Source organism: Neoaquamicrobium sediminum (genome assembly GCF_040970315.1).
Classification (GTDB): Bacteria; Pseudomonadota; Alphaproteobacteria; order Rhizobiales; family Rhizobiaceae; genus Aerobium; species Aerobium sediminum.
The window spans coordinates 345,474-370,249 of the sequence record NZ_JAZHFV010000004.1 but is presented as its reverse complement, the minus strand read 5'-3'; the positions used below and the strand labels follow the sequence as shown (position 1 = coordinate 370,249).

Genomic DNA, 24,776 nt, shown 5'->3' with positions numbered 1-24,776 from the left:
GTTGTCTTTCAGCACGTCGGGTCGGAAATCATTCCCGCCCGTACATCTCGTCAATCAGCTCTTTGTGCTTCTTCTCGACAAAGCTGCGCTTCAGCTTCATCGTCGCCGTCAGTTCCTCATCTTCAGCGGTCAGAAGCACATCGATCAAGCGGAAATCCTTGATTTGCTCGACGCGGGCGAACTCCTTGTTTGTCTCATCGACGATGCCGGCGATCAGGTCTCGCACTTCCTGAGCCGCGCATAGCGATTTGAAGTTGTTGAATGGCACCTTGTGGTCCTGCGCGAACTTCTCGACGTTTTCCTGGTCGATCATCACCAGGCAGGTCAGGAACTTGCGTTTGTCTCCGATCACAACGGCGTCGGATATGAAGGGCGAGAATTTCAGCCGGTTCTCGATCTCGGCCGGCGTGATGTTCTTGCCGCCTGCGGTGATGATGATGTCCTTGGCGCGGCCGGTGATGAACAGGAAACCCTGATTGTCCAGCCGGCCGACATCGCCCGTGCTCAGCCAGCCGTCGGACGAGATCGTCTCCGCCGTCTTGTCCGGCTTATTCCAGTAGCCCTTGAAGACGTTTGGACCCCTGTACTGAATCTCGCCATCCGGCGCGATGCGGATTTCGCCGCCCGGTACCACCGGCCCGACGCTGGCCGTTTTCTCGTTCTCGATCAGGTTCACGGAAATCACGCCGGAACTCTCCGTCATGCCGTAACCTTCGAGGATCGTGATGCCGATCGAGCGATACCACCGGATGAGGTCGGGGGAGATCGGCGCCGCACCGGTCGTGCCGCGCCGCAACCGGTCGAAGCCCAGCATCCGGCGCACGTTCGACAGAAGCATGAAATCCCAGAAGGAATAGGCAAGCCTGGTTCCGAAAGGTACCGGCCGCCCCTCCTCCAGTGCCTCGGCGCGCGCCCGCCCGGCCTTCATGGCCTGCGCGAACGCCCATTTGCCGATCATGCTGGCCTCGCTCGCCATGATCATGACGCGGCTGTAGATTTTCTCCCAGACGCGGGGAACAGCCGTGAAGACATGTGGCGAGACCTCGCGCACATTGTCGAACACCGTTTCGGGGCTCTCGGCAAAGTTCACCGTGGACTTCAAACCGATCGGCGTGAAGACGGAGATCAGACGCTCCAGAATATGGCACAGCGGCAGGAAGCAGACCTGCTCGTCGGTCGGTTTCACCGGCAGGGTCAGCACCGAACCGATGATCGACACGATGATGTTCTGGTGGCTGATCATCGCGCCCTTCGGCGGGCCGGTCGTACCGGAGGTATAGACCAGGATCGCCGTTTCCTCGGGCTTGGACCTGGCAATTTCCTCGTCGAAGCGGTTGGGGTTTTCCTTCAGGAAGGCGCGCCCCAACGCGTAGAGGTCATCGAGGAAGATCACCTTCTCGTCAGAGAAGTCGTGCAGGCCATCGCGGTCGTAGACGATCACGCGCGCCAGCCCCGGCATCTCGTCCTTGATCGACAGATATTTGTCGAGCTGCTCGTCATTCTCGACGAACAGGAAGCGGCTGTCGGAATCGTTGACGAGATATTTGAGCTGGGCGGCCGAATCCGTCGTATAGACGCCCGACGATATGCCGCCGACCGACTGGACGCCGAGATCGGTGTAGATCCACTCCTTATTGTCCTCGGACAGAATCGACACCACCTCACCGCGCTTGAGGCCGAGCGACAACAGCCCGAGGCCGATCAGGCGCGCGTGTTCGTAGAAGTCGCTCCACGTATAGGACAGCCAGATGCCGTAATCCTTCTCGCGGTGCGCCACCTTGTCCTGCAGTTCCAGGCATCGCTGCCGGAACAGCTTCACCAGTGTGTCGCAACCGTCGAGGTAATACGGTCCCCTGGTCAGGTCGGCGTTGAAAGAATGCCCGTGCACTGTCTGCTGGGCGGGCAGCTTCTCGGCGATGGTCATGTCACTTTCCTCCCGAAAGCGCGCATCAGCGCCACGTTTTCTTCTGCTTCCAGCGCTTCTGGCCACGCTGGCTCTCCTCCGTCTGCATGCCGAGATAGAACTCCTGCACATCCTTCGACTGCAGAAGTCGCTCGGCCGCGTCGGCCATCACGATGCGTCCAAGTTCCATCACATAGCCGTAGTCGGCCACCTCGAGCGCCACCTTGGCATTCTGCTCGACCAGCATCATCGTCACGCCCTGTTCACGGTTGAGCCGCCGGATGATCTGGAAGATTTCCTTCACCAGCAATGGCGACAGCCCGAGCGACGGCTCGTCGAGAAGCATCAGCTTCGGCTTCGCCATCAGCCCACGGCCAATCGCCAGCATCTGCTGCTGGCCGCCCGAAAGCGTGCCGGCCGCCTGGTTGCGGCGTTCCGCAAGAATCGGGAAGTAGGAGAAGACCATATCGTGGTCGCGCCGGATGCCGTCCGTGTCCGAACGGGTGAAGGCGCCCATCTTCAGGTTTTCCTCGACCGTCAGCAGCGGGAAGACCTCGCGCCCTTCCGGCACATGAACGACACCGGCGCGGACCACCTTGTCGGGATTGGCGCCTGCGATGTTCTGGCCCTGATAGACGATCTGCCCCTTCTCTGGGTCCATCACGCCGGAGATGGTCTTCATCAGGGTCGTCTTGCCGGCGCCGTTGGCGCCGAGCACCGTGACGATCTGCCCTTCGCGCACCTCCAGACTGACGCCCCGGATCGCCATGATCGGCCCGTAGAAGCTCTCGATGTTGCGGATCGAAAGCACAACCTGTGTGTCCTTGGCGGCAGAAGGAGCCGCTGCTTTTGCCGCGACATTCATGCCGGCACCTCCTGCTTCTCGTCCGAAACGCCGATATAGGCCTCGATCACCCTGGGGTCGTTCTGCACCTCGTGCGGCTTGCCGATCGAAAGCATCTGGCCATCGGCCAGCGCCAGCACCCGATCCGACACTGCCGACACAAGATGCATGTCGTGTTCGACCATCAGCACCGTGATGCCCATCTGCTTCTTGATGTCCTCGACCCAGAACGCGACGTCCTGCGTTTCCTCCACCGACAGGCCCGAGGCCGGCTCGTCGAGGAGGAGCAGCCGCGGCTCGATTGCCAGCGCGCGGCCCATCTCGACCACCTTGCGCACGCCGTAGGGCAGCCCCGCGATATACTTGTCGCGATAGGCCTGCAGGTCGAGGAAATCGATCACCTTCTCGATCGCCTCGCGGTGCCGGCGTTCCTCGGCACGAACGAAAGGCGTGAAGGCGAGCTCCGTCCACATGTTGCTCTTGCGGTGGCGATGCCGGCCGACCAGCAGGTTCTGCATCACAGTCGCCTGCTCGAACAGCTCGATGTTCTGGAAGGTGCGCGCGATACCGAGCCTGGCGATATCGTGCGGCGCCTTGCCGAGGATGCTCTTGCCGTCAAAACGGATGTCGCCCTCGACCGGGTCGTAGATGCGCGAGATCAGGTTGAAGAGTGTGGACTTGCCCGCACCGTTCGGCCCGACAAGGGCGAAGACGTCGCCTTCCTCGACATTGAACGAGACCTGGTTGACCGCCACCACGCCGCCGAAGCGCAGCGTGACGTTGTCGATTTCCAGCAGCGCGCTCATCGCATCCGCTCCGTCTTCAGATAGGATTTCTGGCGGCGGAACATGTCGCGGCGATAGAACGGGAACAGCTCGAAATAGGTTCGTATCTTGAACCAGCGCCCGTAGATGCCGCTCGGCTCGAACAGGATGAAGGCGATCAGGATCGCGCCGAAGATGGCCGATTCCAGTCCGGGAATGGCGATCGAACCGCCGCCGAGCACCTGATTGAGAAGATCGCGCGACATCGAAATCGCCTGCGGCAGCAGCGCCACCACGGCCGCGCCGAAAAATGCGCCGTGGATCGTGCCGAGCCCGCCGATCACGATCGCCAGCAGAAGCTGGATCGAGATGATGATGTTGAAGGTCTCGTTGTTGAAAATGCCGGCGAAGTGTCCCATCAGCGCGCCGGCCAGCCCGGTAATGCCGGCCGAGATGCCGAAGGAAACGGCCTTGGTCCGCGCCACGTTGACGCCCATCGCCTGCGCCGAGATTTCGGAATCCCGGATCGCCGCGAACGAGCGGCCGAGCGGCGAGCGCTGGAGGTTGCGGTAAGCCAGCACCACAAGCAGCGTGATACCGAGGATCAGATAGTAAAGCCGCTCGGGATTGGCATAGCGGTTGAAGCTGAGCCCGAAGATGTCGATGTCGGGCGCGAACAGGCCGATCACGCCATTGGTCAGCGGCGCCGCGATGACGATGAAGTCGTCGACGAGGATCGCAATCGCCAGCGTACCGATCGCCAGATAGATGCCGTGCAGCTTCGTCATCGGCCGGGCGATGAGCGCGCCGGCGATGCCCGCGATCAGTCCGGCCAACGGGAAGGACAGTATGAACGGCAGGCCCAGCCGTTCCTGAAGCAGCACATTGGCATAGCAGCCGATTGCCAGGAAGGCTGCGTGGCCGAGGCTCGCCTGCCCGGTCTGGCCGACGAGAATCATCAGTCCCATGCACGCGATCGACCAGATGAGCAGGTTGGTCATCTCGCCAATGGCGAAGCTGCTGACGCCCAGAGGCAGCACAAGCATGACCACCAGCAGCAATATGTACCAGCCGCGTTGCGCGCCATGCCGGAAGAGGTTGATGTCGGCGTCGTAGGAAGTCTTGAAAACCGTCCGCATGTCAGCCTCACACCTTCTTCTGGTGGACCTGGGCGAGGATGCCGTGCGGTCGGAAGACGAGGATCAGGAAGAGCAGCAGGTAGGGCATGATCTGCGAGTAGCCCGCTGCGATGTAGCGTGATGCGAATGGTTCCAGCAGCCCGACGATCAATCCGCCCAGCAACGCGCCGGGCAGCGAGCCGAAACCGCCGATCACGGCCGCCGCGAACGCCTTAATGCCAAGCAGGCCGATCGACGGATCGATAGAGCCCTTGGAGGCGAACAGGATGCCCGCAACCGCTGCCACCATGCCGGCAAGCGCCCAGATCAGCGAATGGATCCGCTTGACGGGGATGCCCATGTAGTAGGCCGCGAGCTGGTTCTGTGACGACGCCTGCATCGCCACACCGAGCTTGGTGCGGTTGAAGTAGAAATAGAGGATGACCGTCAGCGCGACCGTCACGAGTATGATGATCAGCTCGTTGAGACCGAGCACGAGCCCGCCGAACCGGACGTATTTGCCGGCCATCGGGGTCTGCAGCGATATCGGTTCATGCCCCCAGATCAGGCCGGCGGCGAAGCGCAGCACAAAGCCGAGCGCGATCGTCAGGATGATGACCGCCACCTGGCTCTGACCGAACATGCGGCGCAGCACGACTAGGTCGAGCGCATAGCCGAAGGCCCCCATGGCGGCGATGGCGATGGGCACCGAAATCCAGAAAGGCAGACCCATGAATTGCGGGTTGGTCAGCCCCAGACAAATGAAGGCCCCGAGCATCATGAAATCGCCCTGGGCGAAATTCACCGCTTCGGTTGCCTTGTAGATCAGCACGAAGCCCATCGCGACGAGGCCGTAGACACAGCCATTGGCGAGACCGCTGACGATCAGCTGCAAGACGTCCAAATGTGTTCCTCCTCCTCACGGGCCGGTGCTCTGTGTCACCGCACCCGAAATCTTCTCCCTTTTCGCGGCAGCCTCCCCGCCGCCGCGCCTCCCGTTCGCGCTCAGGGCGCGATGAAAACCTTGCCGTTCGGCTTGGCCAATTCCTGCGGCACCCGCTCGATCGCTTCCGAGAGCGGCACCACGGCCGTCACGTCTGTAGCCCACCGCCCGTCGGAGAACCGCTTCTGCGCCTCCACCACCGCGCTCATGCGACGCTCCGCGCCGGCAGTCCGCATCCATTCGACCAGCCAGAAACCCTCGATCTTCTTGTGCATGAAGATCAATTGACCGGGCTCGGGGATGGGCGTTGCGGCAGGGTCGAGCCTGCCATAGACGATCCACCGCGCATGCCTGCCCATCGCGTTGAAGATCGCGCCGGCCAGCGGCCCTGTCACTGCGTCGAGGAAGATACGCGGCTTTTCCTCGCGCAACACGGCGGCAAGTTCGTCGCGGAATCCCGGCGCATCGGCGTTGAGCACGTGGGCCGCGCCCAGTTCCTTCAGGATGGCGATCTGCTCGTCGCGGCGCACGATCGCGATCGGGCGATAGCCTTCGTCCCTGGCAACGCTGATTATCAGCTTGCAGAGCTGGCTGGCGCCTGCGGTCAGCACAAATGCCTTCTCGCCCGCCTCCTTGACGATACCGAACATGGCAAGCGCGGTGAGCGGATTGACGATCATCGCCGCCGCATCCTCGTTCCGCACCGTATCGAGAAGCGGGATGCACCCCGGCGCATCGGCAACGGCGTAGTCGGCCCAGCTACCCCAGTTGGAAAGCCCGGTCGCGAACGCGATGCGCCGTCCCATCAGTGCCTGTGCTTCCGGCTCCGGCCCGGCGGCAACGACATGGCCGACACCCTCGAACCCCGCCGGCCGGCCCTGAACGCGCGGCTGGCCGTACATGCCTTTCACGAACATCACGTCCGACGGGTTGATCGAGGCGAGGACCACCTTGATCAGCACCTGCCGCCCTTCCGGCTCGGGCACGGCAATCGTGCCGGCCTCGACATAGGGATCAAGCGCTTCCAGGACGGTGCCGGACGGCTGCCGGGCATAGCCGTCGTTCTTCAGAAGAAGCGCGTTCATCGTGGCTGGAATGGACACTGGCGGCATCTCCTCAGGGCTTGAGCACGATCTTGCCGGCCGCGCCGCGGCCAAGCACGCGCTGCAGGACGGCTGGCGCATCGGCGAGCGCATAGACGCCCTCGATCACCGGCTTCACCTTGCCGGCAAGATGCCAGCCGACCAGTTCCTTCATGTTCTCGGCATAGACGGCAGGTTCCTTCTGGGTGAACGCCCCCCAGAACACGCCGACAACGCTGTAGCCTTTCACCAGGGTCAGGTTCACTGGCAGTTTCGGGATCGTGCCCGAGGCAAAACCGACCACCAGCAGACGGCCGTTCCAGGCCATCGACCGCGACAGCGCGTCGAATGCGTCTCCGCCGACCGGGTCGAAGGCGACGTCCACGCCCTTGCCGTCCGTAGCGTCCTTCAAGGCATCCTTGAGGTTGTCATAACCGAGCACGATGTCGGCGCCGGATTGCCGGGCGATCTCGCGCTTCGCCTCGCTGGAAGCGACACCGATGACCCGCGCCCCCATTGCCTTGCCGATCTGCACGGCGGCCACACCGGTTGCCCCCGACGCGCCGAGCACGCACAGCGTCTCGCCGGGCTGGAGCTGGCCGCGCTGCTTGAGCGCGTGGTGCGAGGTGCCGAACCCGCAGAGCAGTGCGCAGGCATCCTGCCCGGAAATCGCGTCCGGCAGTTTCATCACTGACGCTTCGTGTGCGGCAACCCGCTCGGCATAGGCACCCAGCGAGGACACCGAAGCGACGCGGTCGCCGATCTTGAAGCGGGTGACTTCGTCGCCCACCGCCACGACCCGGCCCGCCACTTCCATGCCGGGCACGAATGGCGTCTGCGGCTTCATCTGGTAGAGGCCTCGCACCAGCAGCCCGTCGGGGAAATTGACGCCGATCACCTCGGCTTCGATCACGACTGTGCGGCCTGCCGCGACAGGCTCGGGCCAGTCCGCATACTGCAACTGGCTGATCGGCCCGAACTCGTTTGCAACGATGGCTTTCATGTCAAACCTTCTGTTGCGTGTATTTGCGCAGCTCTTCGCGCGCCACCTGACGACGATGGACTGCATCCGGCCCGTCCGCAAGGCGCAGCGTGCGCAAATGGGTCCATGAGCGCGCCAGCGGCGTGTCCTGGCTGATGCCCTGCCCGCCATACATCTGCACGGCTTCGTCGGTGACCTTGAGCGCCACGCGCGGTGCAACCACCTTGACCTGGCTGATCCAGGGGGCCGCGGCCTTCTTGTCGCCCTGGTCGATCATCCAAGCGGCCTTGAGGCACAGAAGCCGGGCCATCTCGATCTCCATGCGGCATTCCGCAATGATGTCATAGTTGGCGCCAAGCTGCGCGAGCGGCTTGCCGAACGCCTCGCGGCGCATCGAGCGCTGGCACATCAGTTCCAGCGCCATCTCCGCCTGGCCGATGGCACGCATGCAGTGGTGGATGCGTCCCGGCCCGAGCCGTCCTTGCGCGATCTCGAACCCGCGCCCCTCGCCGAGGATGAGATTGTCGGACGGCACCCGCACATTCTCGAAGCGCAGATGCAGATGGCCGTGCGGCGCATCGTCATCGCCATAGACCTTCATCGCCCTGAGCTTGGTGACGCCGGGCGTGTCGGCCGGCACGAGGATCATCGAGTGCTGCTGGTGCTTCGGCCGGCTCTCGTCGGGCGAACTCACCATGGTGATGTAGATCGCACAGCGCGGGTCGCCCGCACCCGACGACCACCATTTCTCGCCGTTGAGCACATAATGGTCGCCGTCGCGTTCGCAGCGCATGGCGATGTTGGTGGCATCCGACGAGGCCACGTCCGGCTCGGTCATCAGATAGGCGGAGCGGATCTTGCCTTCCAGCAGCGGCGCCAGCCAGCGGTCCTTGTGCGCCTGCGTGCCATAGCGCTCCAGCACTTCCATATTGCCGGTGTCGGGAGCGGAACAGTTGAAGGTCTCGGCGCCAAGGTGTGCCTTGCCCATTTCCTCTGCCAGATAGGCATACTCCACTGTCGACAGGCCGTAGCCCCGGTCGGAATGGGTGAGCCAGAAGTTCCAAAGTCCGCGCTCGCGCGCCTTTGCCTTCAGCCCTTCGAGAATCTCGGTCTGCCGTGGCGTGTAGCTCCAGCGATCGCCATCCTTGCCAACTTCGCTCAGGAATTCTTCGTCGAGCGGGATGATCTCCTCGCGCACCATCTGCGCGACCTTGTCGTGGATCGGCTTAAGCCGCTCGGTCATGCCGAGGTTCATCTCGGGGTTCTTTGTCATGGCGTCGATTGTTCCTCCTTGCCGCCCAGGCCGCGATAGGCGGCGGTGACGACCTTTCGTGCGAGATCCTCGATGTCGGCGCGGGTTTCCCCGACGCGCGGCGAGTACCAGAAGATTGGCGAATTGAGCACGACGAACATCAACTGATTGGCGATGCTCAGATCGTCGAAACGGAAGTCTCCGCTCTCGCGCCCCTCGACAAGCGTCTCGCGAAAGACGTTGCCGTAATTGGTGCGATATTCGATCAGTTCGGCAAAGACGCTGCGCTGTTCAGGCGTCGTCGCGCCGCGCAGATGCATCTTCACGCCGACCCACACCGTGCGCTGGAACGGTTTGGTCGTGATCATCTGGATCGCATGCGCGAAGGCCATATGCCGCCAGCGCGCCACCGGATCGGACATGGCGCGGTAAGGCTCGATCGCCGCGTAATTCATCTCCATGCCGACGCGGAAAACCTCCGCGAAGATATCGGCCTTGGAGCGGAAGTGGTGGTAGATGCGCCCCTTGGTGGCGCCGAGGCTGCGCGCGACATCGTCGATGGACGTCTCGGTGTAGCCGCGCTCCATGAAACAGCTTGCGGCCGCCTCGAGAATATCGGCTCGCGAGCTTTCCTGGACATGTTCGCGCACGCCGAGCGTCATTGCGCAGCAACCTCCCGACCCGCCGGCATCCTCGTTGTGCGAACAGCGGAGCAAATTCGCGTCGGGCCTTTACGGGTATCGAAATGATGAACATACTACCGGGTATGTTGTCAACGCGGCCGGTACGAATTTCCCCCTGCCCGCCGCGCCAAGGGAGGAAATGATGACGTATCTGGACGAACTCTTTTCGGTGGCCGGCAAGACCGCGCTGGTCACAGGCGCTGCAACCGGCATCGGCCGAATGGCTGCGACCGGTCTCGTGCAAGGCGGCGCAAGGGTTCTGATCGCTTCGCGTAAGGGCGCCGACTGCGCGCGCGTCGCCGAAGAGCTCAACGCCATCGGCAAGGGCAGCGCAGAAGGGTTTTCCGGGGACGTGAGTACTGAAGAAGGCATTGCTGCATTGGTCGCGGAGGTGCGCAGCCGCACCGACAGCCTGAACATCCTTATCAACAATGCCGGCGTCTCCTGGGGCGCGGAATATGAGGATTTTCCCTACAGCGCCTGGGCAAAAGTGCTCGGCGTCAACGTCACCGGCCTATTTCACCTCACCCGCGAGCTGACCCTGATGCTGGAAAAGGCGGCGAGCGATGAAGACCCTGCCCGCATCATTAATCTCGGCTCGGTCATGGGCACACAACCGATGGCGGACGGTGCCTATTCCTACACGGCTTCGAAGGCCGCTGTTCACCACCTCACCCGCACGCTGGCCAACGAACTCGCGGCACGACGCATCACCGTCAACGCCTTCGCGCCCGGCCCCTTCCAGAGCCGGATGACGGCATTCGCCACCGGGACCGACGAACAGGCCGACAAGGTCGGCAAGCGCGTGCCGATCGGGCGCATCGGCGCACCGGATGACATCGCGGGCGCGACCCTGTATCTGTGCAGCAGGGCGGGGAGCTATGTGACCGGCGCGATCCTGCCACTGGACGGCGGCCAGTCGGCCCAGCATGGCATGACGCTTTTCAAGGAATGATGCGAGCTAGATGAGCAATAGCCAGAGAGAACCACTTCCGCTTGAGGAAGCCCAGAAAGCGGTCGGCCAGGAGATCGGCGTGTCGCCCTGGCGCGTGGTGTCCCAGGAGATGATCGACAAGTTCGCCGATGCGACCGACGACCATCAGTTCATCCACGTGGACCCGGAACGCGCGGCGGCCGAAACGCCGTTCGGTGGAACCATTGCACACGGCTTCCTGTCCCTCTCGCTGCTTTCAGCCATGGCTTACGAGACGATTCCCCCGATCCGCGAAGCTGGGATGGGCGTGAACTACGGCTTCGACCGGCTGCGCTTCGTTTCGCCGGTCAAGTCGGGCGCGCGCATCCGCGCGCGTTTCAAGCTGGCGGAAATGACCGCGCGTCCGTCCGGCTGGATTCACCTGAACTACGACGTCACGATCGAGATCGAAGGCTCGAAGAAGCCGGCCCTTACCGCGCGCTGGCTCACGCTCGCGGCGATAGAGCGCAAAAGGGAGGACGCATGAGCGATCCAAACGCGCTCGATGCGGCAGCGCTGGCTCCCTATCTGGAAAAGAACGTCCCCGGCTTCAGGGGGCTTAAGGATATCCGCAAGTTCGGCTCGGGCCAGTCGAACCCGACCTATGCGCTGGATGCTGAAAGCGGTCGTTACGTGTTGCGCGCCAAGCCGCCGGGCGAGTTGCTGAAATCGGCGCACCAGGTCGATCGCGAATTCCGGGTCATGAAGGCGCTGAAAGATACGGCCGTGCCCGTGCCGGAGGTCCTCCACCTGTCGGAGGAGGCCTCGCCGATAGGCCGCATGTTCTACGTCATGGCATTCGTCGACGGGCGTATCCTGTGGGACCCGGCACTGCCCGACCTTGCAACGAACGAGGAACGCAGCGCGACCAGCGACGCCATGAACGCGGTGCTTGCAGCCCTCCACGATGTCGACATCGAGGCCGCCGGGCTCAGCGATTTCGGCAAGCCGGGCAGCTATTTCGAGCGACAGTTCGGACGCTGGACCAGCCAGTATCGCGCCTCCGAGACCGGCACGGTCGAAGACATGGATGCGCTGATCGCCTGGCTTGAGAGCAATCAGGTCGCCGATGACGGCCAAGTCTCGCTCGTTCACGGCGATTACCGCCTCGACAACATGATATTCGCCCACGACCGGCCCGAAGTGATCGCCGTGCTCGACTGGGAACTGTCAACGCTCGGCCATCCCTTGGCCGACATCGCCTATCAGTGCATGCAATGGCGGCTGCCCCACGATTCCGGCTTTCGCGGGCTCGGCGGCATGGATCGCCAGGCGCTCGGCCTGCCGTCGGAGGCCGAGTACGTCGCCCGCTACTGCGAGCGTCGCGGCATTGCCGGCATCGACAATTGGGTTTTCTATCTCGCCTTCTCCTTCTTCAGGCTCGCCGCCATCTGCCAGGGCGTCTACAAGCGCGCCCTCGACGGCAATGCCTCCAACCCGGAAAAGGCGAAGACCTATGGTCAGGCCGTGCGCCTGCTGGCGGCACTGGCTCGCCAGGCAATCGAAAAAGGGAAATGACGCATGGCGCGGTTTTCGGGTCTGACAGTGCTGGTGACGGGTGCCACCGGCGGTTTCGGCCGCCGTGCGGCGGAACGCTTCGCGGCTGAAGGCGCCCGCCTGGTCCTGTCCGACCTTGACCCCGCCCGCCTGGAGGAAACCGCCTCGGCGATTGATGCCGAAACCGCCGTGCTGGCCGGCAACATTGCGGACGAAAACCTTTCGAAAGAGCTCGTCGCCCTGGCGGAAAAGCGCTTCGGCGGGCTCGACATCGCGCTGAACAATGCCGGCATTGTGCACGATATGATGAAGCTGCCCAATATCGCTTCGGACGATGCCCGCAAGGTTATCGAAGTCGACCTTCTTGGCGTGTTCTACGCTCTCAAGCACCAGCTTCCGTCGATGGAGCGCCGTTTTCGCGCAGAGGGAAAACGCAGCGCGATCGTCAACATCGCGTCCGTGGCCGGCATCGCCGGAGCACCGCGGCTTTCCGTCTATGCCGCCGCCAAGCACGGTGTGGTGGGGCTCACCCGTTCGGCGGCGGCCGAGTACGCGACCAAAGGCGTGCGCGTCAACGCTGTCTGCCCGTCGTTCGCGCGCACCACGATGGTCGAAAAATCGTTGCCGGCTGCAGAGGAAGATCGCAAGGCGAGCGAGGCCGAACTGGTGCGCGGCGTACCGATGCGGCGGCTGGCCGAGGTCGACGAGATCGTCGAGGTGATCCTGTTCGCGGCAAGTCCCGAGAACGGTTTCATGACCGGCCAGACGCTTGCCGCCGATGGCGGGATAACGTCGATCTAGAGCTTCGCAATCAGCTCGCGGAGCTGCCCCAGATGCTCGATCTGCCGGTAGCGAGGATGCTCCTCCGGTGCCTCGATCCGCTCCAGAACCCACGTGAGCTCGTGCGGAACGTACACGCCCCAGCTCCCCGCCTCGATCGCTGGCGCGACGTCAGACTTCAGCGAATTGCCGACCATCATCGCATGCTCGGCGCCGTCGCCATGGCGTGAGAACACGCGCTCATATGTGCCGGCACTCTTGTCGCTGACGATCTCGACCGCATCGAAGAAGTCGCCCAGTCCCGACTGCGCAAGCTTGCGCTCCTGGTCGAACAGATCGCCCTTGGTGATCAGTACCAGCCGGTATTTGCCAGCCAGCTCTTCCAGCGTCTCCTGCACGTGCGGAAGCGTCTCGACAGGATGTCGGAGCATCTCCCGTCCAGCCGCCAGGATTTCGCCGATCACGCTCGCCGGCACCCGTCCCTCGGTCACTTCGACTGCGGTTTCGATCATCGAGAGCGTAAACCCCTTGATGCCGAAGCCATAGTGTCCGAGATTGCGTTTCTCTGCCTCCAGCAGCCGGTCGAGCAGATGATCGGGCTCGGCGTGGTCGGCCAGCAGTTCCGCGAAACGCGCCTCGGTCAAGCGGAAGAACTGCTCATTCTGCCAGAGCGTATCGTCGGCGTCGAAGCCAATGGTGGACAGTTCTTTCATCTGCGCGCGTTCCCTCGCGATAGACATTTGCTTAGTTCTCTAAAGCCTAATTTAAGCAGTTCATGCAACGGTCGGGGTCGAAACTCGGACCAGCTAACCGCCTCATAGGCAGGTGGGTATTGTGAAATTTCTAGCCATCGGCACCTTGGGGCCTGTCAGGCCTGTTCTAAGGGCGACCAATATACCGGCCTTTCTGGCATTAGTCGTTATTGCGCTGGCATGGCTTTTCGCGGAACAGCAGAACCGCGCTGTCTTCCGGCATGACCTGCACAGCGAAGTCCTCGGCGAGATCAGCCTCATCCGCGCGAAGCTCGAAGGCAATATCAACGGCAATATCCAGCTTGTTCGAGGGCTTGTCGCTACGCTTTCCACCGAACCAGAAATGGATCAGACGCGCTTCGCCACCCTTGCGGCGGCGCTGCTGCAAGAGCGATCCCAGATCCGTCATATAGCTGCTGCGCGCGATCTGGTTGTAAACCTGATCTACCCTTTGCAGGGCAATGAAAGCGCTCTCGGTCTGGATTACAACCGGAACGAAGCGCAGCGCGCCGCAGCTTTGCGTGCTCGTGACACCGCAGACCTTGTGCTCGCCGGGCCAGTTGACCTGGTGCAAGGCGGCAAGAGCTTCATCGGGCGATTTCCTGTTTTCACTCCCGGCCCGAACGGCAGCGAAACGTTCTGGGGCATCGTGTCCGCCGTAGTCGATGCCAACAAGCTGTATGCCCAAAGTGGCTTGCTCGATCCGGATCTGGCGATCGATATCGACCTCATCGGGCACGACGGCACCGGTGTGAACGGCGCGCGTTTCTACGGCTCGGGCGCAGCTTCCGCCAACGATCCGGTCACTGCGGACGTGATATTGCCGTCCGGATCCTGGCGCATTGCTGCGATACCGAAAGGGGGATGGGCCGGAACGCCTACGAACACCTGGGCGCTTCGTCTGCTGATCCTGCTTGCCGGCGCGCTCATCATGGTACCCGCCCTGATCATGGGACGTCTTATCGAAGAGCGTCTGAACCACATTCGCGAACTGAAGCGACGCGAACTTCAGCTTGCGCGCATGTCGCGTCGCCTCGGCCTCGCACTGGACACGTCCAAGGTCGCGGTCTGGGAGATGAATGTGGGCGAGAAGGAAGAGTACTGGGACGACCGGATGAACGAGCTCTATGGCTATCCGGCCGATGGCGCTCCGCGAAATACGAAGGACTGGGAAAAGCGCGTTCACCCGGACGACCTCGAGCGTGCAAACAGCGAATTCAATGCTGCCTTCACGGGTGACAGGGGTAGCTATGTCTCGCAGTTTCGGATCGTTCTCGATGACGGAGAGACACGTCATATCCGCGCGCTGGGGACGCTATACAAGGACGCCGGGACGCCGGCAAAAATGATCGGCGTGAACTGGGATGTGACAGCCGACGTCGCGCTCAACGATGAACTGAAGCGCGCCAACGCATTGACCGAGGCACGCAATGCCGAGCTCGAACGCGCGAAGGCCCGCATAGAACACAACGCGCTGCACGATTCGCTGACTGGCCTGCCGAACCGGCGCTATCTCGACGACGTAATGGCTGATCACGCGCGGCAATTTGCCGAGGGCAAGGAAACGGCGGCCCTGCTCCAGATGGATCTCGACCGCTTCAAGCAGATCAACGACACGCTCGGGCATTCGGCCGGCGACGCCATGCTGGTACACGCAGCCAGCATCCTGCGCGCGACGGTGGAGCCGGGTGATTTCGTGGCACGGGTGGGCGGTGACGAATTTGTTGTCGTCCGCCGCTGGCAGACCGGGGCGGGCAATCCTTCGATCCGTGGGTTGGCAAAGCTGTCGGAGCGGATCGTCGAGCGCATGCAGCAGCCGCTTAGCTACGGCGGGCACGATTGCCGCGTCGGCGTGTCGATCGGCATTGCAACTGACATGGATGAGCTGGCCGATCCGACGCGGTTGCTGGTCAACGCCGACATCGCGCTCTACCGGGCCAAGGAGCGCGGCCGCAACCGCCACCAGTTCTTCAACGATGCGCTGCAGACCGAGATCATCACCACCAAGCGGGTCGCCGACAACATTCTCTCAGGCCTCGAGCAGCGACAGTTCGTGGCACACTACCAGCCGCAATTCGATGCAGAGACGCTTGAGGTTATCGGTGTCGAGGCACTGGCCCGCTGGAACCACCCGCGCGAAGGTCTGCTTGCGCCCAACGCCTTCCTCAAGATCGCGGAAGAACTCAACGTCGTTGCCACGATCGATCGCATCGTCCTCGAACAGGCGCTTGCCGACTTCAACCGTTGGGAGGAGATCGGTCTCGGCATCCCCAAGACCTCCGTCAACGTTTCGGCGCGGCGGCTGCATGACGACGAACTGATAAACAACCTGCGCCAGATGGACATCCGGCCCGGCACTGTGTCGTTCGAACTCGTGGAGTCGATCTTTCTCGACGAGAATGACGAAGTCATCACCTGGAATGTCAACCAGATCAAGGAACTCGGCATCGACATCGAGATCGATGATTTCGGCACCGGATATGCGTCTATCGTCAGCCTGATGAAGCTCAAGCCGCGCCGTCTCAAGATCGACCGGCAACTCGTGATGCCCATCGTACATTCGGCGGGGCAGCGTCAGCTTGTGGGCTCGATCATCGACATCGGACGGTCCCTCGGCATCGAAGTCCTCGCCGAAGGCGTCGAGACTATGCAGCACGCGAAAGTGCTGCGGCAGCTCGGCTGCAACGCCCTTCAAGGTTATGCCTTCGCAAAAGCGATGAGCGCCGACGATCTCATCGAGTTCGTCCAATCGCGACGCTGGCGCAACACCGGCTAGCCGTTGGCGTCTCTCGCAGCTTCGGCAAGAAGGGTGAAGGCGTAGTCGGCGAACGATCGCCAGCACTCGACGCGAAACTGCGCTTCGCCCGTGCGCCACAGCACGATTTCGATCTTGCCCAACACGGTCCGCGAACATGCGCCTACCGGAAAGGCCTGAAGCGAGACGTCCTGCGGACAACCTGCGGCGATCGTCGCCTCGGCCCCCTGACCTTCGACGAGAATCCCGACATTGCGATGCGACACGTCGACAGCCGAATGAAACACCCTGACCCGATCAACTGCCGCATCGAGGTTGCTCTCGGCACGGTCTATCAGCAGCCATTCGTCAGGCCCGAGCCAGAGGGCTGCACGGTCACCTTTCAGTACGGACTGCTTTGGCCTCTCCGGCAACTTCAAGCCAAGGGTACGTGATAACGAGGCGACGCTCTCCGCCGGCGCGCGCAGCGAAAGTCGCTTAGCGGGTTCCGCCGGCGCGACAACGACCCAAGCGTGATTGGCCATCCGGCCTTCGAGCACGGGTTTGCGGGCGGCTTCGGTTCTAGCCATCGAGACGCTCTCCCTTCTCGTCGAAGAAAACGGTTCCGGTCACTTCAACCTCGATCGTGCGATCCGGCATCGGCACATGAAGTGTCTTGCCCATGAGCGCGCGTCCGTCGGCAACGAGGGCCAGCGCGATCGAATGGCCGCGATTCTCCGACCAGTAGGACGAGGTGACGTGTCCGATCATCTTCATCGGAACCGGCTGGTTCGGATCGGCAACGATCTGCGCACCTTCCTCAAGCACAACTTTCGGGTCTTTCGTTCTGAGCCCGACGAGCTGCTTGCGCCCCGGAGCGACGAGGTCGGGGCGCATCAACCCGCGAATGCCAACGAAATCGGTCTTCTTCTTGCCGACCGCCCAGTCGAGCCCAGCGTCGTTCGGCGTCACCGTGCCGTCGGTCTCCTGTCCGACGATAATGTAGCCTTTTTCGGCGCGCAGCACGTGCATCGCCTCGGTACCGTAGGCGCAGGCGCCGTGCTTTTCGCCCTCAGCCCAGACCGCCTCCCACACAGCCTGCCCGAAGTCCGCGGGTACGTTGATTTCGAAGCCCCGCTCGCCGGTGAACGACATACGGAAGAGACGAGTCGGCACACCGCAGATGCGTCCCTCCCGCACCGACATATGCGGCATCGCGGCGTCTGAGAGGTCGATGCCCTCAACCAGCGGCGCGATGATGTCGCGGGATTTCGGCCCCTGCACGGCAATGACGGCCCACTGCTCGGAAATCGAGGTGAGATAGACCTTCAGGTGCGGGAACTCGGTCTGGAGATAATCCTCCATGTGGTTCATGACGCGCGCCGCACCGCCTGTGGTCGTGGTGACGTGGAAGCGGTCATCCGCCAGCCGGCCCACCACACCGTCGTCGTAGATGAAGCCGTCCTCGCGCAGCATGATGCCGTATCGGCACCGGCCTGAGGCGAGCTTCTGCCACGGATTGGTATAGAGGAGCTCCATGAATGCCGCCGCGTCAGGCCCGACCACTTCGATCTTGCCGAGCGTCGACGCATCGAAGATGCCGGCCGACTGTCGCACCGTACGGCATTCCCTGTCGACCGCAGCGTGCATGTCCTCGCCTGCACGCGGGAAATACCAGGCGCGTTTCCACTGGCCGACGTCCTCAAACACGGCGCCGTGCGCCTCGGCCCAGCCATGCATCGCGGTACGTCGGGTCGGATCGAACAGGCTGCCTCGTGCGTGGTTGACGATCGCCCCGAAGGTGACCGGCGTGTAAGGAGCGCGGAACGTCGTCAGGCCGACCTCGGGGATAGGCTTGCCGAGCGTCTCGGCGGCAATGGCAAGTCCGTGCAGGTTCGAGGTCTTGCCTTGGTCCGTCGCCATACCGTTGGTGGTGAAGCGCTTGACGTGCTCGATCGAGCGCATGCCCTCCCGCACGGCCTGGCGAATGTCCTTGGCCGTGACGTCGTTCTGGAAGTCGACGAACGCTTTGGCCTTCGAGTCGGCGCCGGCCCCGGGTGCGGCACCCAGCATGCCACCGGCCCAGCGCTCGCCGGTAGATGCCTTCGGTTTCGACACGCGGCCGACCTTGATGCCTGCCGCTTTGGCGGCAGCATGGCCGGCGGTGGCAGCTTCGCCAAGAAGTGTGCCGAGTTCGTCGGTCCCATTGCACGCACCGACAGATACGCAATCCTGTGCGTAGGTGCCCGGCAGGAACCGCCTGCCCGCCTCGTCGAAGGCCACTTTGCCGCGCGACTGGGAAAAGAGATGCACGGATGGCGTCCAGCCGGCGGAGGTCAGAAGCGCGTCCACAGCAATCGTGCGGGAGGCGCCGCCGTTCTTCGGCTGCACCGTCATCGCCGAGATACGCTGGCGCCCTGAAACGCCGGTAACGGCACGGCCGGCACTGATCTCGATGCCGAGCCCCCTTACCTCGTCGACAGCCGGGCCTTGCGGATTATCGCGCAGGTCGACGATTGCCGCGACATGCACACCGGCCTTCTTGAGGTCGATCGCGGCGTGATAGGCCGAGTCGTTGGCCGTATAGACGCCGACCGACTTTCCGACCGCAACGCCGTAATGATTGAGATAGGTGCGCGCCGCCGATGCCAGCATGACGCCCGGCCGGTCGTTGTCGGGAAACACCATGTGCCGCTCGATCGCGCCGGTGGCGAGGACGACCCGCCTGGCCCGAACCTGCCACAGCCGCTCGCGCGGGAGTTCCGGCAACGGGGCCGCCAGATGGTCGCTCACGCGTTCCACGAGGCCGACGAAGTTCTGGGCATAGTAGCCGAAGGCAGTGGTACGGGTCAGCAGGCGCACATTGTCCATCGCCGCCAACCGCGCCGCCGACTCGCTCGCCCAGGCCCATCCGTCCTTGCCTTCTATGTTCGTCCCGGTCTCAAACCGCAACGCGCCGCCGGGCTCCGCCTGTTCATCGGCAATGATGACCCGCGCGCCCGCCTCGGCCGCGCTCAGCGCGGCAGCAAGCCCCGCCGCGCCGCCGCCTACGATCAGCACGTCGCAATGCGCATAACGCGCAGCGTAATGGTCGGGATCGGGCTGGTCGGGCGAGACGCCGAGACCGGCGGCCGAGCGGATCTGCGGCTCGTAGAGATGCTTCCATGCCGCCTTCGGCCACATGAACGTCTTGTAGTAGAAGCCGGCGGAGAAAAAAGGCGACGCGAGATCGTTGACCGCGCCCACATCCATCTTCAGCGAGGGCCAGCGGTTCTGCGAGACGGCGGTGAGCCCGTCATAGAGTTCCTGAACCGTCGCGCGCACATTAGGTGTCTTGCGCGCCGCGTCTCGATGGATACCCACCAGCGCGTTCGGCTCCTCGGCACCCGCCGAAAGGAAGCCGCGCGGCCGGTGATACTTGAACGACCGACCGACGAGATGGACGCCATTTGCGAGCAGGGCCGAGGCGAGCGTGTCGCCCTCCAGCCCCGCATAGCCGGCGCCATCGAACGTGAAGCGCGCTACTCTGGCGGGCGTCAGACGGCCCTTGCCTGCGATGCGGAACGGCGCGGTCATTCGGCTGCTCCCTTGATGACAGGCTTCTTCTCGCCGGCCTTGTAAGTCATCACGAACTTGTCGCTCACCGTGTCGCGCACGGCGTTGAAGAAGCGCGCGCAGCCGTAGACGTGCCGCCAGCGTTCGTAGACGAGCCCCTTGGGATTCTGCCGGATGAAGAAGTAGCCCTCGAAATCCTCGTCGCTCATCTCGGTGATGTTCGACGGCCTGACGAGATGCGCTTCGCCGGCATGCCGGAATTCGAGCTCCGGTCGTTCTTCTTCACAATAGGGGCAACGGATCAGCAGCATGGCTTCCCTACTCGCCTGTTTTCGAAAGCGCGTCGAGCAGACGCGCGGTAACGGGTTCCGGGGCTTCGAGCTGTGGCAGATGGCCGACACCGGCCAGCGCCTCGAAGCTCGAATGTGGTATCTTCTCGTGCAGCAGTCGGCCCCGCGCGACCGGAATCCACGGGTCGGCTTCGCCCCACAGGATCGCGACCGGGCAGCGTATGTCCGCAAGCCTGTCTTCGAAGTCGCCGGTCAAACGCTCGTCGGCCTGCGCGAACTGGGCATAGAAGCTCGCCCGCCCCGCCTCGCTCAGCCACGGCGTGAGAAGCCGGTCGAGATCGCCATCCGCGAGTTCATTGACCAGGGCACCCTGGATATACGCGCTCACGACCGCCTCATGGATATGCGGCGGCAGGCCGGTAAACGCGTCGATATGGCGGCCAACATGGTCGAAGAACGCCGAGCCCCATGGGCTGAGCGCGACGACATTCATGAGCACGAGCCTGTCGTACTCGACCCCGCCCAGCAGATGGGCTCGCAGGGTCACCGCACCGCCCATGTCGTGCGCAACGACATGCGGACGCACAAGCTCCCACACGTCGAGCATTTCGGCGAACACCTGCCCCTGCACGTCCAACGCGGTCGATTGACCGCGCCGCATCTCGGATTCGCCGTAGCCCGGCATGTCGAACCAGTGGACGGTAAAATGCCTGGCAAGCAACGAGATCACCCGGTGCCAGCTAAATGACGACCACGGCCAGCCATGCGCGAGCACCAGCGCCGGCCCGCTGCCGGCCCGGCCCCAGGCGACCTCTCCCGCCTGCGTCATCGTTCGCTGGTCGACCTTCCACATTGAACGAACTCAGTGCGCCACGGCGGCCGCCGCCGCCTCGTCGATCAGCCGTCCGGTGCGGAAACGCTCCAGCGTGAACGGTGCGTTGATCGCGTGCGGCTCATCGCGCGCGATCGTGTGGGCGAAGACGTGGCCCGAGCCGGGCGTGGCCTTGAAGCCACCCGTGCCCCAGCCGCAATTGACGTAGAGCCCCTTCACCGGCGTCTTCGCCATGATCGGCGAGCGGTCGGGCGTTACGTCGACGATGCCGCCCCACGAGCGCAGCATCTTCATGCGCGTGAACATCGGGAACATCTCGCAGATCGCGTCGAGCGTGTGGTTGAGGATGTGCAACCCGCCGGTCTGCGAATAGGAGGTGTATTGATCGGTGCCGGCGCCGATCACCAGTTCGCCCTTGTCGGACTGGGATATGTAGGCGTGCACGGTGTTGGACATGACCACGCACGGGAAAACCGGCTTGACCGGCTCCGACACGAGTGCCTGCAGCGGATAGCTTTCCAGTGGCATGCGCACATCGGCCATCTGCATGATGACGGACGAATGCCCGGCCGCCACGACACCCACCTTCTTCGCGCCGATGAAGCCTCTGGTCGTCTCGACGCCAAGGACATGACCCTGCGGCGCGCGGCGGATGCCCGTCACCTCGCAATTCTGGATGATGTCGACGCCGCGCGCAGAAGCGCCGCGCGCATAGCCCCACGCAACTGCATCGTGCCGCGCCGTGCCGCCACGGCGCTGCAGAGCCGCGCCCATCACGGGATAGCGCGCGCTCTTCGAGACGTTGAGCGGCGGGCAATAGTCCTTCGCCTGCTCCGGCGTCAGCCACTCATTGTCGACACCGTTGAGCCGGTTCGCGTGGATGTGCCGTTTGAACACCTGCACGTCGTGGACGTTGTGCGCCAGCATCATCACGCCGCGGGCCGAATACATGACGTTGTAGTTGAGCTCCTGCGACAGCCCGTCCCACAGCTTCACCGCGTGGTCGTAGATGCCCGCGCTTTCATCATAGAGATAGTTGGAGCGGATGATCGTGGTGTTGCGGCCGGTATTGCCGCCGCCCAGCCAGCCCTTTTCCACCACCGCGACATTGGTGATGCCGTGAACACTTGCAAGGTAGTAGGCCGTCGCCAGCCCATGCCCGCCGGCGCCGACGATAACGACATCGTATTCGGCCTTCGGCTCTGGCGAGGTCCACTGTTCTTCCCATCCCTTGTGGCCGCGAAACGCTTCCCGGGCGATGGCGAAGGCGGAATATTTGCGCATGGCTGTCGGCTCGCAGTTCGAAGGCGCTCTGGCTGTCACCAGCCTCGGACCGTGTATCACTAGCGAAATGACACGGCCACTCTTGCGCTGTTTGCGACGGCGCGTGCCGTAATGCGTCGACCGCGACGACCCATCGCAACCCCTGTCCGATTTCGGGTGGCTGGCCCACACCCGCAGATGCGATCACCCCACCGTCCGGCCGGGCATGACTGCAACAACAAGGACAGGAATCATGTTTTCACTGAACGGAAAGGTGGCGATCGTCACCGGCGCAAGTTCGGGTATCGGCCGGGCGACCGCGCTGCTCTTCGCCCGCCAGGGCGCCCGGCTTGTGCTGGCGGCACGGCGCGAGCACGAGCTGGAGCGCGTACAATCGGAAATCGGGGCCGATGGCGGCGAAGCAGCGATCCTTGCCGGCGATGTCGCCGACGAAGCCCATGCCGCCGCATTGGTCGATCTGGCCATGTCGCGTTTCGGCAGCCTCGACATCGCCTTCAACAATGCCGGCGCTACAGGCGAAATTGGTGAATCGCACACGGTTTCGCTAGACGGCTGGAACCGGACCATTGAGACGAACCTGACCGGGGCGTTTCTCGGTTCAAAGCACCAGATTCCGGCGATGCTGGAGAATGGCGCCGGCTCGATCATCTTCACCTCCACCTTCGTCGGTTACACGGTGGGCATGCCCGGCATGGCCGCCTATGCATCGGCAAAGGCTGGCGTGATCGGTCTGACGCAGGTTCTGGCTGCCGAATACGGGCCGAGGGGCATCAGGATCAACGCCCTCCTTCCGGGCGGCACCGATACGCCTGCCGCGACATTCAAGACGCCGGAAGAACGATCGTTCGTCGAAGGCCTTCACGCCATGAAACGCGTCGCCGAGCCGGAGGAGATCGCGGCGACCGCGCTCTATCTGGCGGCCGACGAGTCCAGCTTCACCACCGGAACGGCGCTTCTTGCCGATGGCGGCGTTTCGATCAACCGGGTGTGATTGAAAGCGGTGTCCGGCCTGGTGATGACAGAGAAACGCGCCGGGCATCGCATTCCGCTCGACAAGCCTTCTGCGTTCTGCTAAGAGCCGCCGCAATTCGTGGTGTATCCGCCGCGGGGACGCAGGGGTATTGCGTCCGGAATTTTTTGACAACGCACATCAACCGGAAGACAGGAACGCACGTGCAGGTACTCGTCCGCGACAACAATGTTGACCAGGCGCTCCGCGCTCTCAAGAAGAAGATGCAGCGCGAAGGTATCTTCCGCGAAATGAAGATGCGCGGACATTACGAGAAGCCGTCCGAGAAGCGCGCCCGCGAAAAGGCGGAAGCCGTTCGCCGCGCTCGCAAGCTGGCTCGCAAGCGCGCCCAGCGTGAAGGTCTCGTTGCTGGCGGCCGTTCGGCTCCTGCACGCTGATCACGCCAAGTTTTCGTCCTTTTCCGGCGATACCGACTAAGGTGGCGCGATGAGAATCGTCGCCACCTTTTTGATTCCAGCCCGCAGCCATTGCGCGGAACGTCTTCGTCCCCGGCACGTTCCGGTGGGGCGATGAAGCAGGGGGAGCCCAAGATGACAGAAGCTGCAACCTTTCGCGGTCCCGAGGTCAAGCTGACGGTCGCCGCTCTGGTTATGGCCGCCGCACTGTCTCTGGCCGGATGCCAGACCTCGACAGGCCCGCTCGTAGAGGTCTCCGAAGCCGAAGCAGCCCAGGCTTCTACGGAGAATATCTCTTCCCTCTCCGCCGTCATCCAGCGCAGCCCGAACGATCCGGAAGGTTACAATGTGCGCGGCTCGGCCTACGGGCGCGGCGGACGCTATCAGGACGCGCTGAAGGATTTCGAGACCGCCGTCCGTCTCAACCCGAATTTCTACCAGGCCTATTCCAACCGCGCGCTGATCTACCGGTACATGGGCGACCAGCAGGCAGCGCTGCAGGACTACAACCGCGCACTGCAGATCAACCCGAATTACGACGCCGCGTATATCGGACGGGGCAACCTCTACCGTCTCGCCGGACGCGGCAACGAGGCTTTCCAGGACTTCGAGCGCGCCATCCAGCTCGACACGACCGATCCGCGCGCCTATCACAATCGCGGCCTGCTCTATCAGGCGCGCGGCCAGCACGACTTCGCGATCGAGGATTTCGCCAAGGCCATCTCGCTGGCGCCCAACGCCGCCGAACCTTACAACGGCCGTGGCCTGTCCTATCTGGCTCGCAACGACGAAGACAACGCGCTCGCGGATTTCAACACGGCGATCCGTCTCGACAAGACCAACGCAGAGGCCTGGGCCTATCAGGGACTGATCCTCGAACGGCGGGGAGACAACACGCGGGCCGCGCGATCCTATGGCGAGGCAGCGCGGCTGGATCCCAATCTCAAGGCGGCCAAGGACGGCCTCGCCCGCACCAAGGGCGCCTGAGCGACTTCTTCGCAACAAGCACGTACGCGCGCGGGGATGCGAATTGTCGGCCGCAAGGTAGACCGCGTCTGGATCGCTGGCGCATGGTGTGCTTCG

General features: G+C 63.3%; 23 protein-coding genes. 8 read left to right on the top strand and 15 right to left on the bottom strand.

Translation table 11 applies throughout. The features are described 5' to 3' along the window. Positions 1–28: 28 nt before the first annotated feature. The 9 genes from V1479_RS14970 to V1479_RS14930 all read right to left on the bottom strand — a co-directional run bounded on the left by V1479_RS14970 (position 29) and on the right by V1479_RS14930 (position 9,550). Positions 29–1,924, bottom strand: coding sequence for an AMP-dependent synthetase/ligase (locus tag V1479_RS14970; RefSeq protein WP_368803612.1), 1,896 nt, complete (start codon positions 1,922–1,924; stop codon positions 29–31). A 25-nt stretch (positions 1,925–1,949) separates the two neighbouring features. Further along, the gene (locus V1479_RS14965; protein WP_173193275.1) at positions 1,950–2,768 is read right to left on the bottom strand and encodes an ABC transporter ATP-binding protein; all 819 of its coding nucleotides are present in this window, start codon (positions 2,766–2,768) and stop codon (positions 1,950–1,952) included. Beyond that, positions 2,765–3,553, bottom strand: coding sequence for an ABC transporter ATP-binding protein (locus tag V1479_RS14960; RefSeq protein WP_368803611.1), 789 nt, complete (start codon positions 3,551–3,553; stop codon positions 2,765–2,767). The genes V1479_RS14965 and V1479_RS14960 overlap by 4 nt, the downstream gene beginning before the upstream one ends. Continuing rightward, positions 3,550–4,650, bottom strand: a complete 1,101-nt coding sequence (locus V1479_RS14955) for a branched-chain amino acid ABC transporter permease (protein WP_368803610.1) — start codon at positions 4,648–4,650, stop codon at positions 3,550–3,552. The genes V1479_RS14960 and V1479_RS14955 overlap by 4 nt, the downstream gene beginning before the upstream one ends. A 7-nt stretch (positions 4,651–4,657) precedes the next feature. Beyond that, positions 4,658–5,533: a branched-chain amino acid ABC transporter permease gene (locus tag V1479_RS14950; protein ID WP_368803609.1), complete on the bottom strand. Its 876-nt coding sequence runs from the start codon at positions 5,531–5,533 to the stop codon at positions 4,658–4,660. Positions 5,534–5,634: 101 nt separating this feature from the next. Further along, a complete protein-coding gene (locus V1479_RS14945) occupies positions 5,635–6,684 on the bottom strand; it encodes a zinc-binding dehydrogenase (protein ID WP_368803608.1) in 1,050 nt (349 codons plus the stop codon). Positions 6,685–6,688: 4 nt separating this feature from the next. Further along, a complete protein-coding gene (locus V1479_RS14940) occupies positions 6,689–7,657 on the bottom strand; it encodes an NADPH:quinone oxidoreductase family protein (protein ID WP_368803607.1) in 969 nt (322 codons plus the stop codon). A 1-nt stretch (position 7,658) separates the two neighbouring features. Then, a complete protein-coding gene (locus V1479_RS14935) occupies positions 7,659–8,909 on the bottom strand; it encodes an acyl-CoA dehydrogenase family protein (RefSeq protein ID WP_438620546.1) in 1,251 nt (416 codons plus the stop codon). After that, entirely contained in the window at positions 8,906–9,550 is a 645-nt protein-coding gene (locus V1479_RS14930; RefSeq protein WP_368803606.1) for a TetR/AcrR family transcriptional regulator, read from the bottom strand. The genes V1479_RS14935 and V1479_RS14930 overlap by 4 nt, the downstream gene beginning before the upstream one ends. A 163-nt stretch (positions 9,551–9,713) precedes the next feature. Between V1479_RS14930 and V1479_RS14925 the strand changes: the two genes are divergently transcribed. From V1479_RS14925 to V1479_RS14910, 4 genes are read left to right on the top strand one after another with little or no spacing between them, the layout of a single operon-like run. Then, positions 9,714–10,526, top strand: a complete 813-nt coding sequence (locus V1479_RS14925) for an SDR family oxidoreductase (RefSeq protein WP_368803605.1) — start codon at positions 9,714–9,716, stop codon at positions 10,524–10,526. Between the two features lie 10 nt (positions 10,527–10,536). Then, entirely contained in the window at positions 10,537–11,031 is a 495-nt protein-coding gene (locus V1479_RS14920; protein WP_173193289.1) for a MaoC family dehydratase, read from the top strand. Then, positions 11,028–12,062, top strand: a complete 1,035-nt coding sequence (locus V1479_RS14915; RefSeq protein ID WP_368803604.1) for a phosphotransferase family protein — start codon at positions 11,028–11,030, stop codon at positions 12,060–12,062. Before V1479_RS14920 ends, V1479_RS14915 begins: the two co-directional genes overlap by 4 nt. A 3-nt stretch (positions 12,063–12,065) precedes the next feature. Then, positions 12,066–12,842 (top strand): SDR family NAD(P)-dependent oxidoreductase, encoded by a 777-nt coding sequence (locus V1479_RS14910; RefSeq protein WP_368803603.1) that lies wholly within the window; start codon positions 12,066–12,068, stop codon positions 12,840–12,842. Here the strand turns inward: V1479_RS14910 and V1479_RS14905 are convergent. Then, on the bottom strand, positions 12,839–13,534 hold the full coding sequence (locus V1479_RS14905) for an HAD family hydrolase (protein ID WP_173193295.1): 696 nt from the start codon (positions 13,532–13,534) through the stop codon (positions 12,839–12,841). The genes V1479_RS14910 and V1479_RS14905 overlap by 4 nt on opposite strands. Before the next feature lie 193 nt (positions 13,535–13,727). Between V1479_RS14905 and V1479_RS14900 the strand changes: the two genes are divergently transcribed. After that, positions 13,728–16,349 (top strand): bifunctional diguanylate cyclase/phosphodiesterase, encoded by a 2,622-nt coding sequence (locus tag V1479_RS14900; protein WP_438620562.1) that lies wholly within the window; start codon positions 13,728–13,730, stop codon positions 16,347–16,349. On the opposite strand, the gene V1479_RS14895 is transcribed toward V1479_RS14900, so the two are convergent. Genes V1479_RS14895 through V1479_RS14875 form a run of 5 tightly spaced genes read right to left on the bottom strand, consistent with a single transcriptional unit; the run spans position 16,346 to position 22,268 of the window. Then, a complete protein-coding gene (locus V1479_RS14895; RefSeq protein WP_368803602.1) occupies positions 16,346–16,897 on the bottom strand; it encodes a sarcosine oxidase subunit gamma in 552 nt (183 codons plus the stop codon). The genes V1479_RS14900 and V1479_RS14895 overlap by 4 nt on opposite strands. Beyond that, a complete protein-coding gene (locus tag V1479_RS14890) occupies positions 16,890–19,883 on the bottom strand; it encodes a sarcosine oxidase subunit alpha (RefSeq protein WP_368803601.1) in 2,994 nt (997 codons plus the stop codon). The genes V1479_RS14895 and V1479_RS14890 overlap by 8 nt, the downstream gene beginning before the upstream one ends. After that, positions 19,880–20,173 (bottom strand): sarcosine oxidase subunit delta, encoded by a 294-nt coding sequence (locus tag V1479_RS14885; protein WP_368803599.1) that lies wholly within the window; start codon positions 20,171–20,173, stop codon positions 19,880–19,882. The genes V1479_RS14890 and V1479_RS14885 overlap by 4 nt, the downstream gene beginning before the upstream one ends. 7 nt (positions 20,174–20,180) lie before the next feature. Continuing rightward, complete coding sequence (locus V1479_RS14880) at positions 20,181–21,005, bottom strand: alpha/beta fold hydrolase (RefSeq protein ID WP_368803598.1); 825 nt, start codon at positions 21,003–21,005, stop codon at positions 20,181–20,183. A gap of 9 nt (positions 21,006–21,014) precedes the next feature. Beyond that, complete coding sequence (locus tag V1479_RS14875; RefSeq protein WP_368803597.1) at positions 21,015–22,268, bottom strand: sarcosine oxidase subunit beta; 1,254 nt, start codon at positions 22,266–22,268, stop codon at positions 21,015–21,017. A gap of 232 nt (positions 22,269–22,500) precedes the next feature. On the opposite strand from V1479_RS14875, the gene V1479_RS14870 reads away from it, so the two are divergent. The 3 genes from V1479_RS14870 to V1479_RS14860 all read left to right on the top strand — a co-directional run bounded on the left by V1479_RS14870 (position 22,501) and on the right by V1479_RS14860 (position 24,680). Then, positions 22,501–23,259, top strand: a complete 759-nt coding sequence (locus tag V1479_RS14870) for an SDR family oxidoreductase (protein WP_368803596.1) — start codon at positions 22,501–22,503, stop codon at positions 23,257–23,259. Positions 23,260–23,441: 182 nt separating this feature from the next. Continuing rightward, positions 23,442–23,675 (top strand): 30S ribosomal protein S21, encoded by a 234-nt coding sequence (rpsU, locus tag V1479_RS14865; protein WP_173193307.1) that lies wholly within the window; start codon positions 23,442–23,444, stop codon positions 23,673–23,675. A 132-nt stretch (positions 23,676–23,807) separates the two neighbouring features. Beyond that, positions 23,808–24,680 carry a tetratricopeptide repeat protein gene (locus V1479_RS14860; RefSeq protein WP_376769189.1) on the top strand — a complete coding sequence of 291 codons (873 nt, stop codon included), beginning with the start codon at positions 23,808–23,810 and terminating at the stop codon, positions 24,678–24,680. The last annotated feature ends 96 nt before the right edge of the window (positions 24,681–24,776 follow it).

What these genes read in the sequence shown, in the direction of transcription:
- V1479_RS14970 (WP_368803612.1), bottom strand. Translation starts at nt 1,924, where the DNA reads ATGACCATCGCCGAGAAGCTGCCCGCCCAGCAGACAGTGCACGGGCAT.
- V1479_RS14965 (WP_173193275.1), bottom strand. Translation starts at nt 2,768, where the DNA reads ATGAATGTCGCGGCAAAAGCAGCGGCTCCTTCTGCCGCCAAGGACACA.
- V1479_RS14960 (WP_368803611.1), bottom strand. Translation starts at nt 3,553, where the DNA reads ATGAGCGCGCTGCTGGAAATCGACAACGTCACGCTGCGCTTCGGCGGC.
- V1479_RS14955 (WP_368803610.1), bottom strand. Translation starts at nt 4,650, where the DNA reads ATGCGGACGGTTTTCAAGACTTCCTACGACGCCGACATCAACCTCTTC.
- V1479_RS14945 (WP_368803608.1), bottom strand. Translation starts at nt 6,684, where the DNA reads ATGCCGCCAGTGTCCATTCCAGCCACGATGAACGCGCTTCTTCTGAAG.
- V1479_RS14940 (WP_368803607.1), bottom strand. Translation starts at nt 7,657, where the DNA reads ATGAAAGCCATCGTTGCAAACGAGTTCGGGCCGATCAGCCAGTTGCAG.
- V1479_RS14935 (WP_438620546.1), bottom strand. Translation starts at nt 8,909, where the DNA reads ATGACAAAGAACCCCGAGATGAACCTCGGCATGACCGAGCGGCTTAAG.
- V1479_RS14930 (WP_368803606.1), bottom strand. Translation starts at nt 9,550, where the DNA reads ATGACGCTCGGCGTGCGCGAACATGTCCAGGAAAGCTCGCGAGCCGAT.
- V1479_RS14925 (WP_368803605.1), top strand. Translation starts at nt 9,714, where the DNA reads ATGACGTATCTGGACGAACTCTTTTCGGTGGCCGGCAAGACCGCGCTG.
- V1479_RS14920 (WP_173193289.1), top strand. Translation starts at nt 10,537, where the DNA reads ATGAGCAATAGCCAGAGAGAACCACTTCCGCTTGAGGAAGCCCAGAAA.
- V1479_RS14915 (WP_368803604.1), top strand. Translation starts at nt 11,028, where the DNA reads ATGAGCGATCCAAACGCGCTCGATGCGGCAGCGCTGGCTCCCTATCTG.
- V1479_RS14910 (WP_368803603.1), top strand. Translation starts at nt 12,066, where the DNA reads ATGGCGCGGTTTTCGGGTCTGACAGTGCTGGTGACGGGTGCCACCGGC.
- V1479_RS14905 (WP_173193295.1), bottom strand. Translation starts at nt 13,534, where the DNA reads ATGAAAGAACTGTCCACCATTGGCTTCGACGCCGACGATACGCTCTGG.
- V1479_RS14895 (WP_368803602.1), bottom strand. Translation starts at nt 16,897, where the DNA reads ATGGCTAGAACCGAAGCCGCCCGCAAACCCGTGCTCGAAGGCCGGATG.
- V1479_RS14890 (WP_368803601.1), bottom strand. Translation starts at nt 19,883, where the DNA reads ATGACCGCGCCGTTCCGCATCGCAGGCAAGGGCCGTCTGACGCCCGCC.
- V1479_RS14885 (WP_368803599.1), bottom strand. Translation starts at nt 20,173, where the DNA reads ATGCTGCTGATCCGTTGCCCCTATTGTGAAGAAGAACGACCGGAGCTC.
- V1479_RS14880 (WP_368803598.1), bottom strand. Translation starts at nt 21,005, where the DNA reads ATGTGGAAGGTCGACCAGCGAACGATGACGCAGGCGGGAGAGGTCGCC.
- V1479_RS14875 (WP_368803597.1), bottom strand. Translation starts at nt 22,268, where the DNA reads ATGCGCAAATATTCCGCCTTCGCCATCGCCCGGGAAGCGTTTCGCGGC.
- V1479_RS14870 (WP_368803596.1), top strand. Translation starts at nt 22,501, where the DNA reads ATGTTTTCACTGAACGGAAAGGTGGCGATCGTCACCGGCGCAAGTTCG.
- V1479_RS14860 (WP_376769189.1), top strand. Translation starts at nt 23,808, where the DNA reads ATGAAGCAGGGGGAGCCCAAGATGACAGAAGCTGCAACCTTTCGCGGT.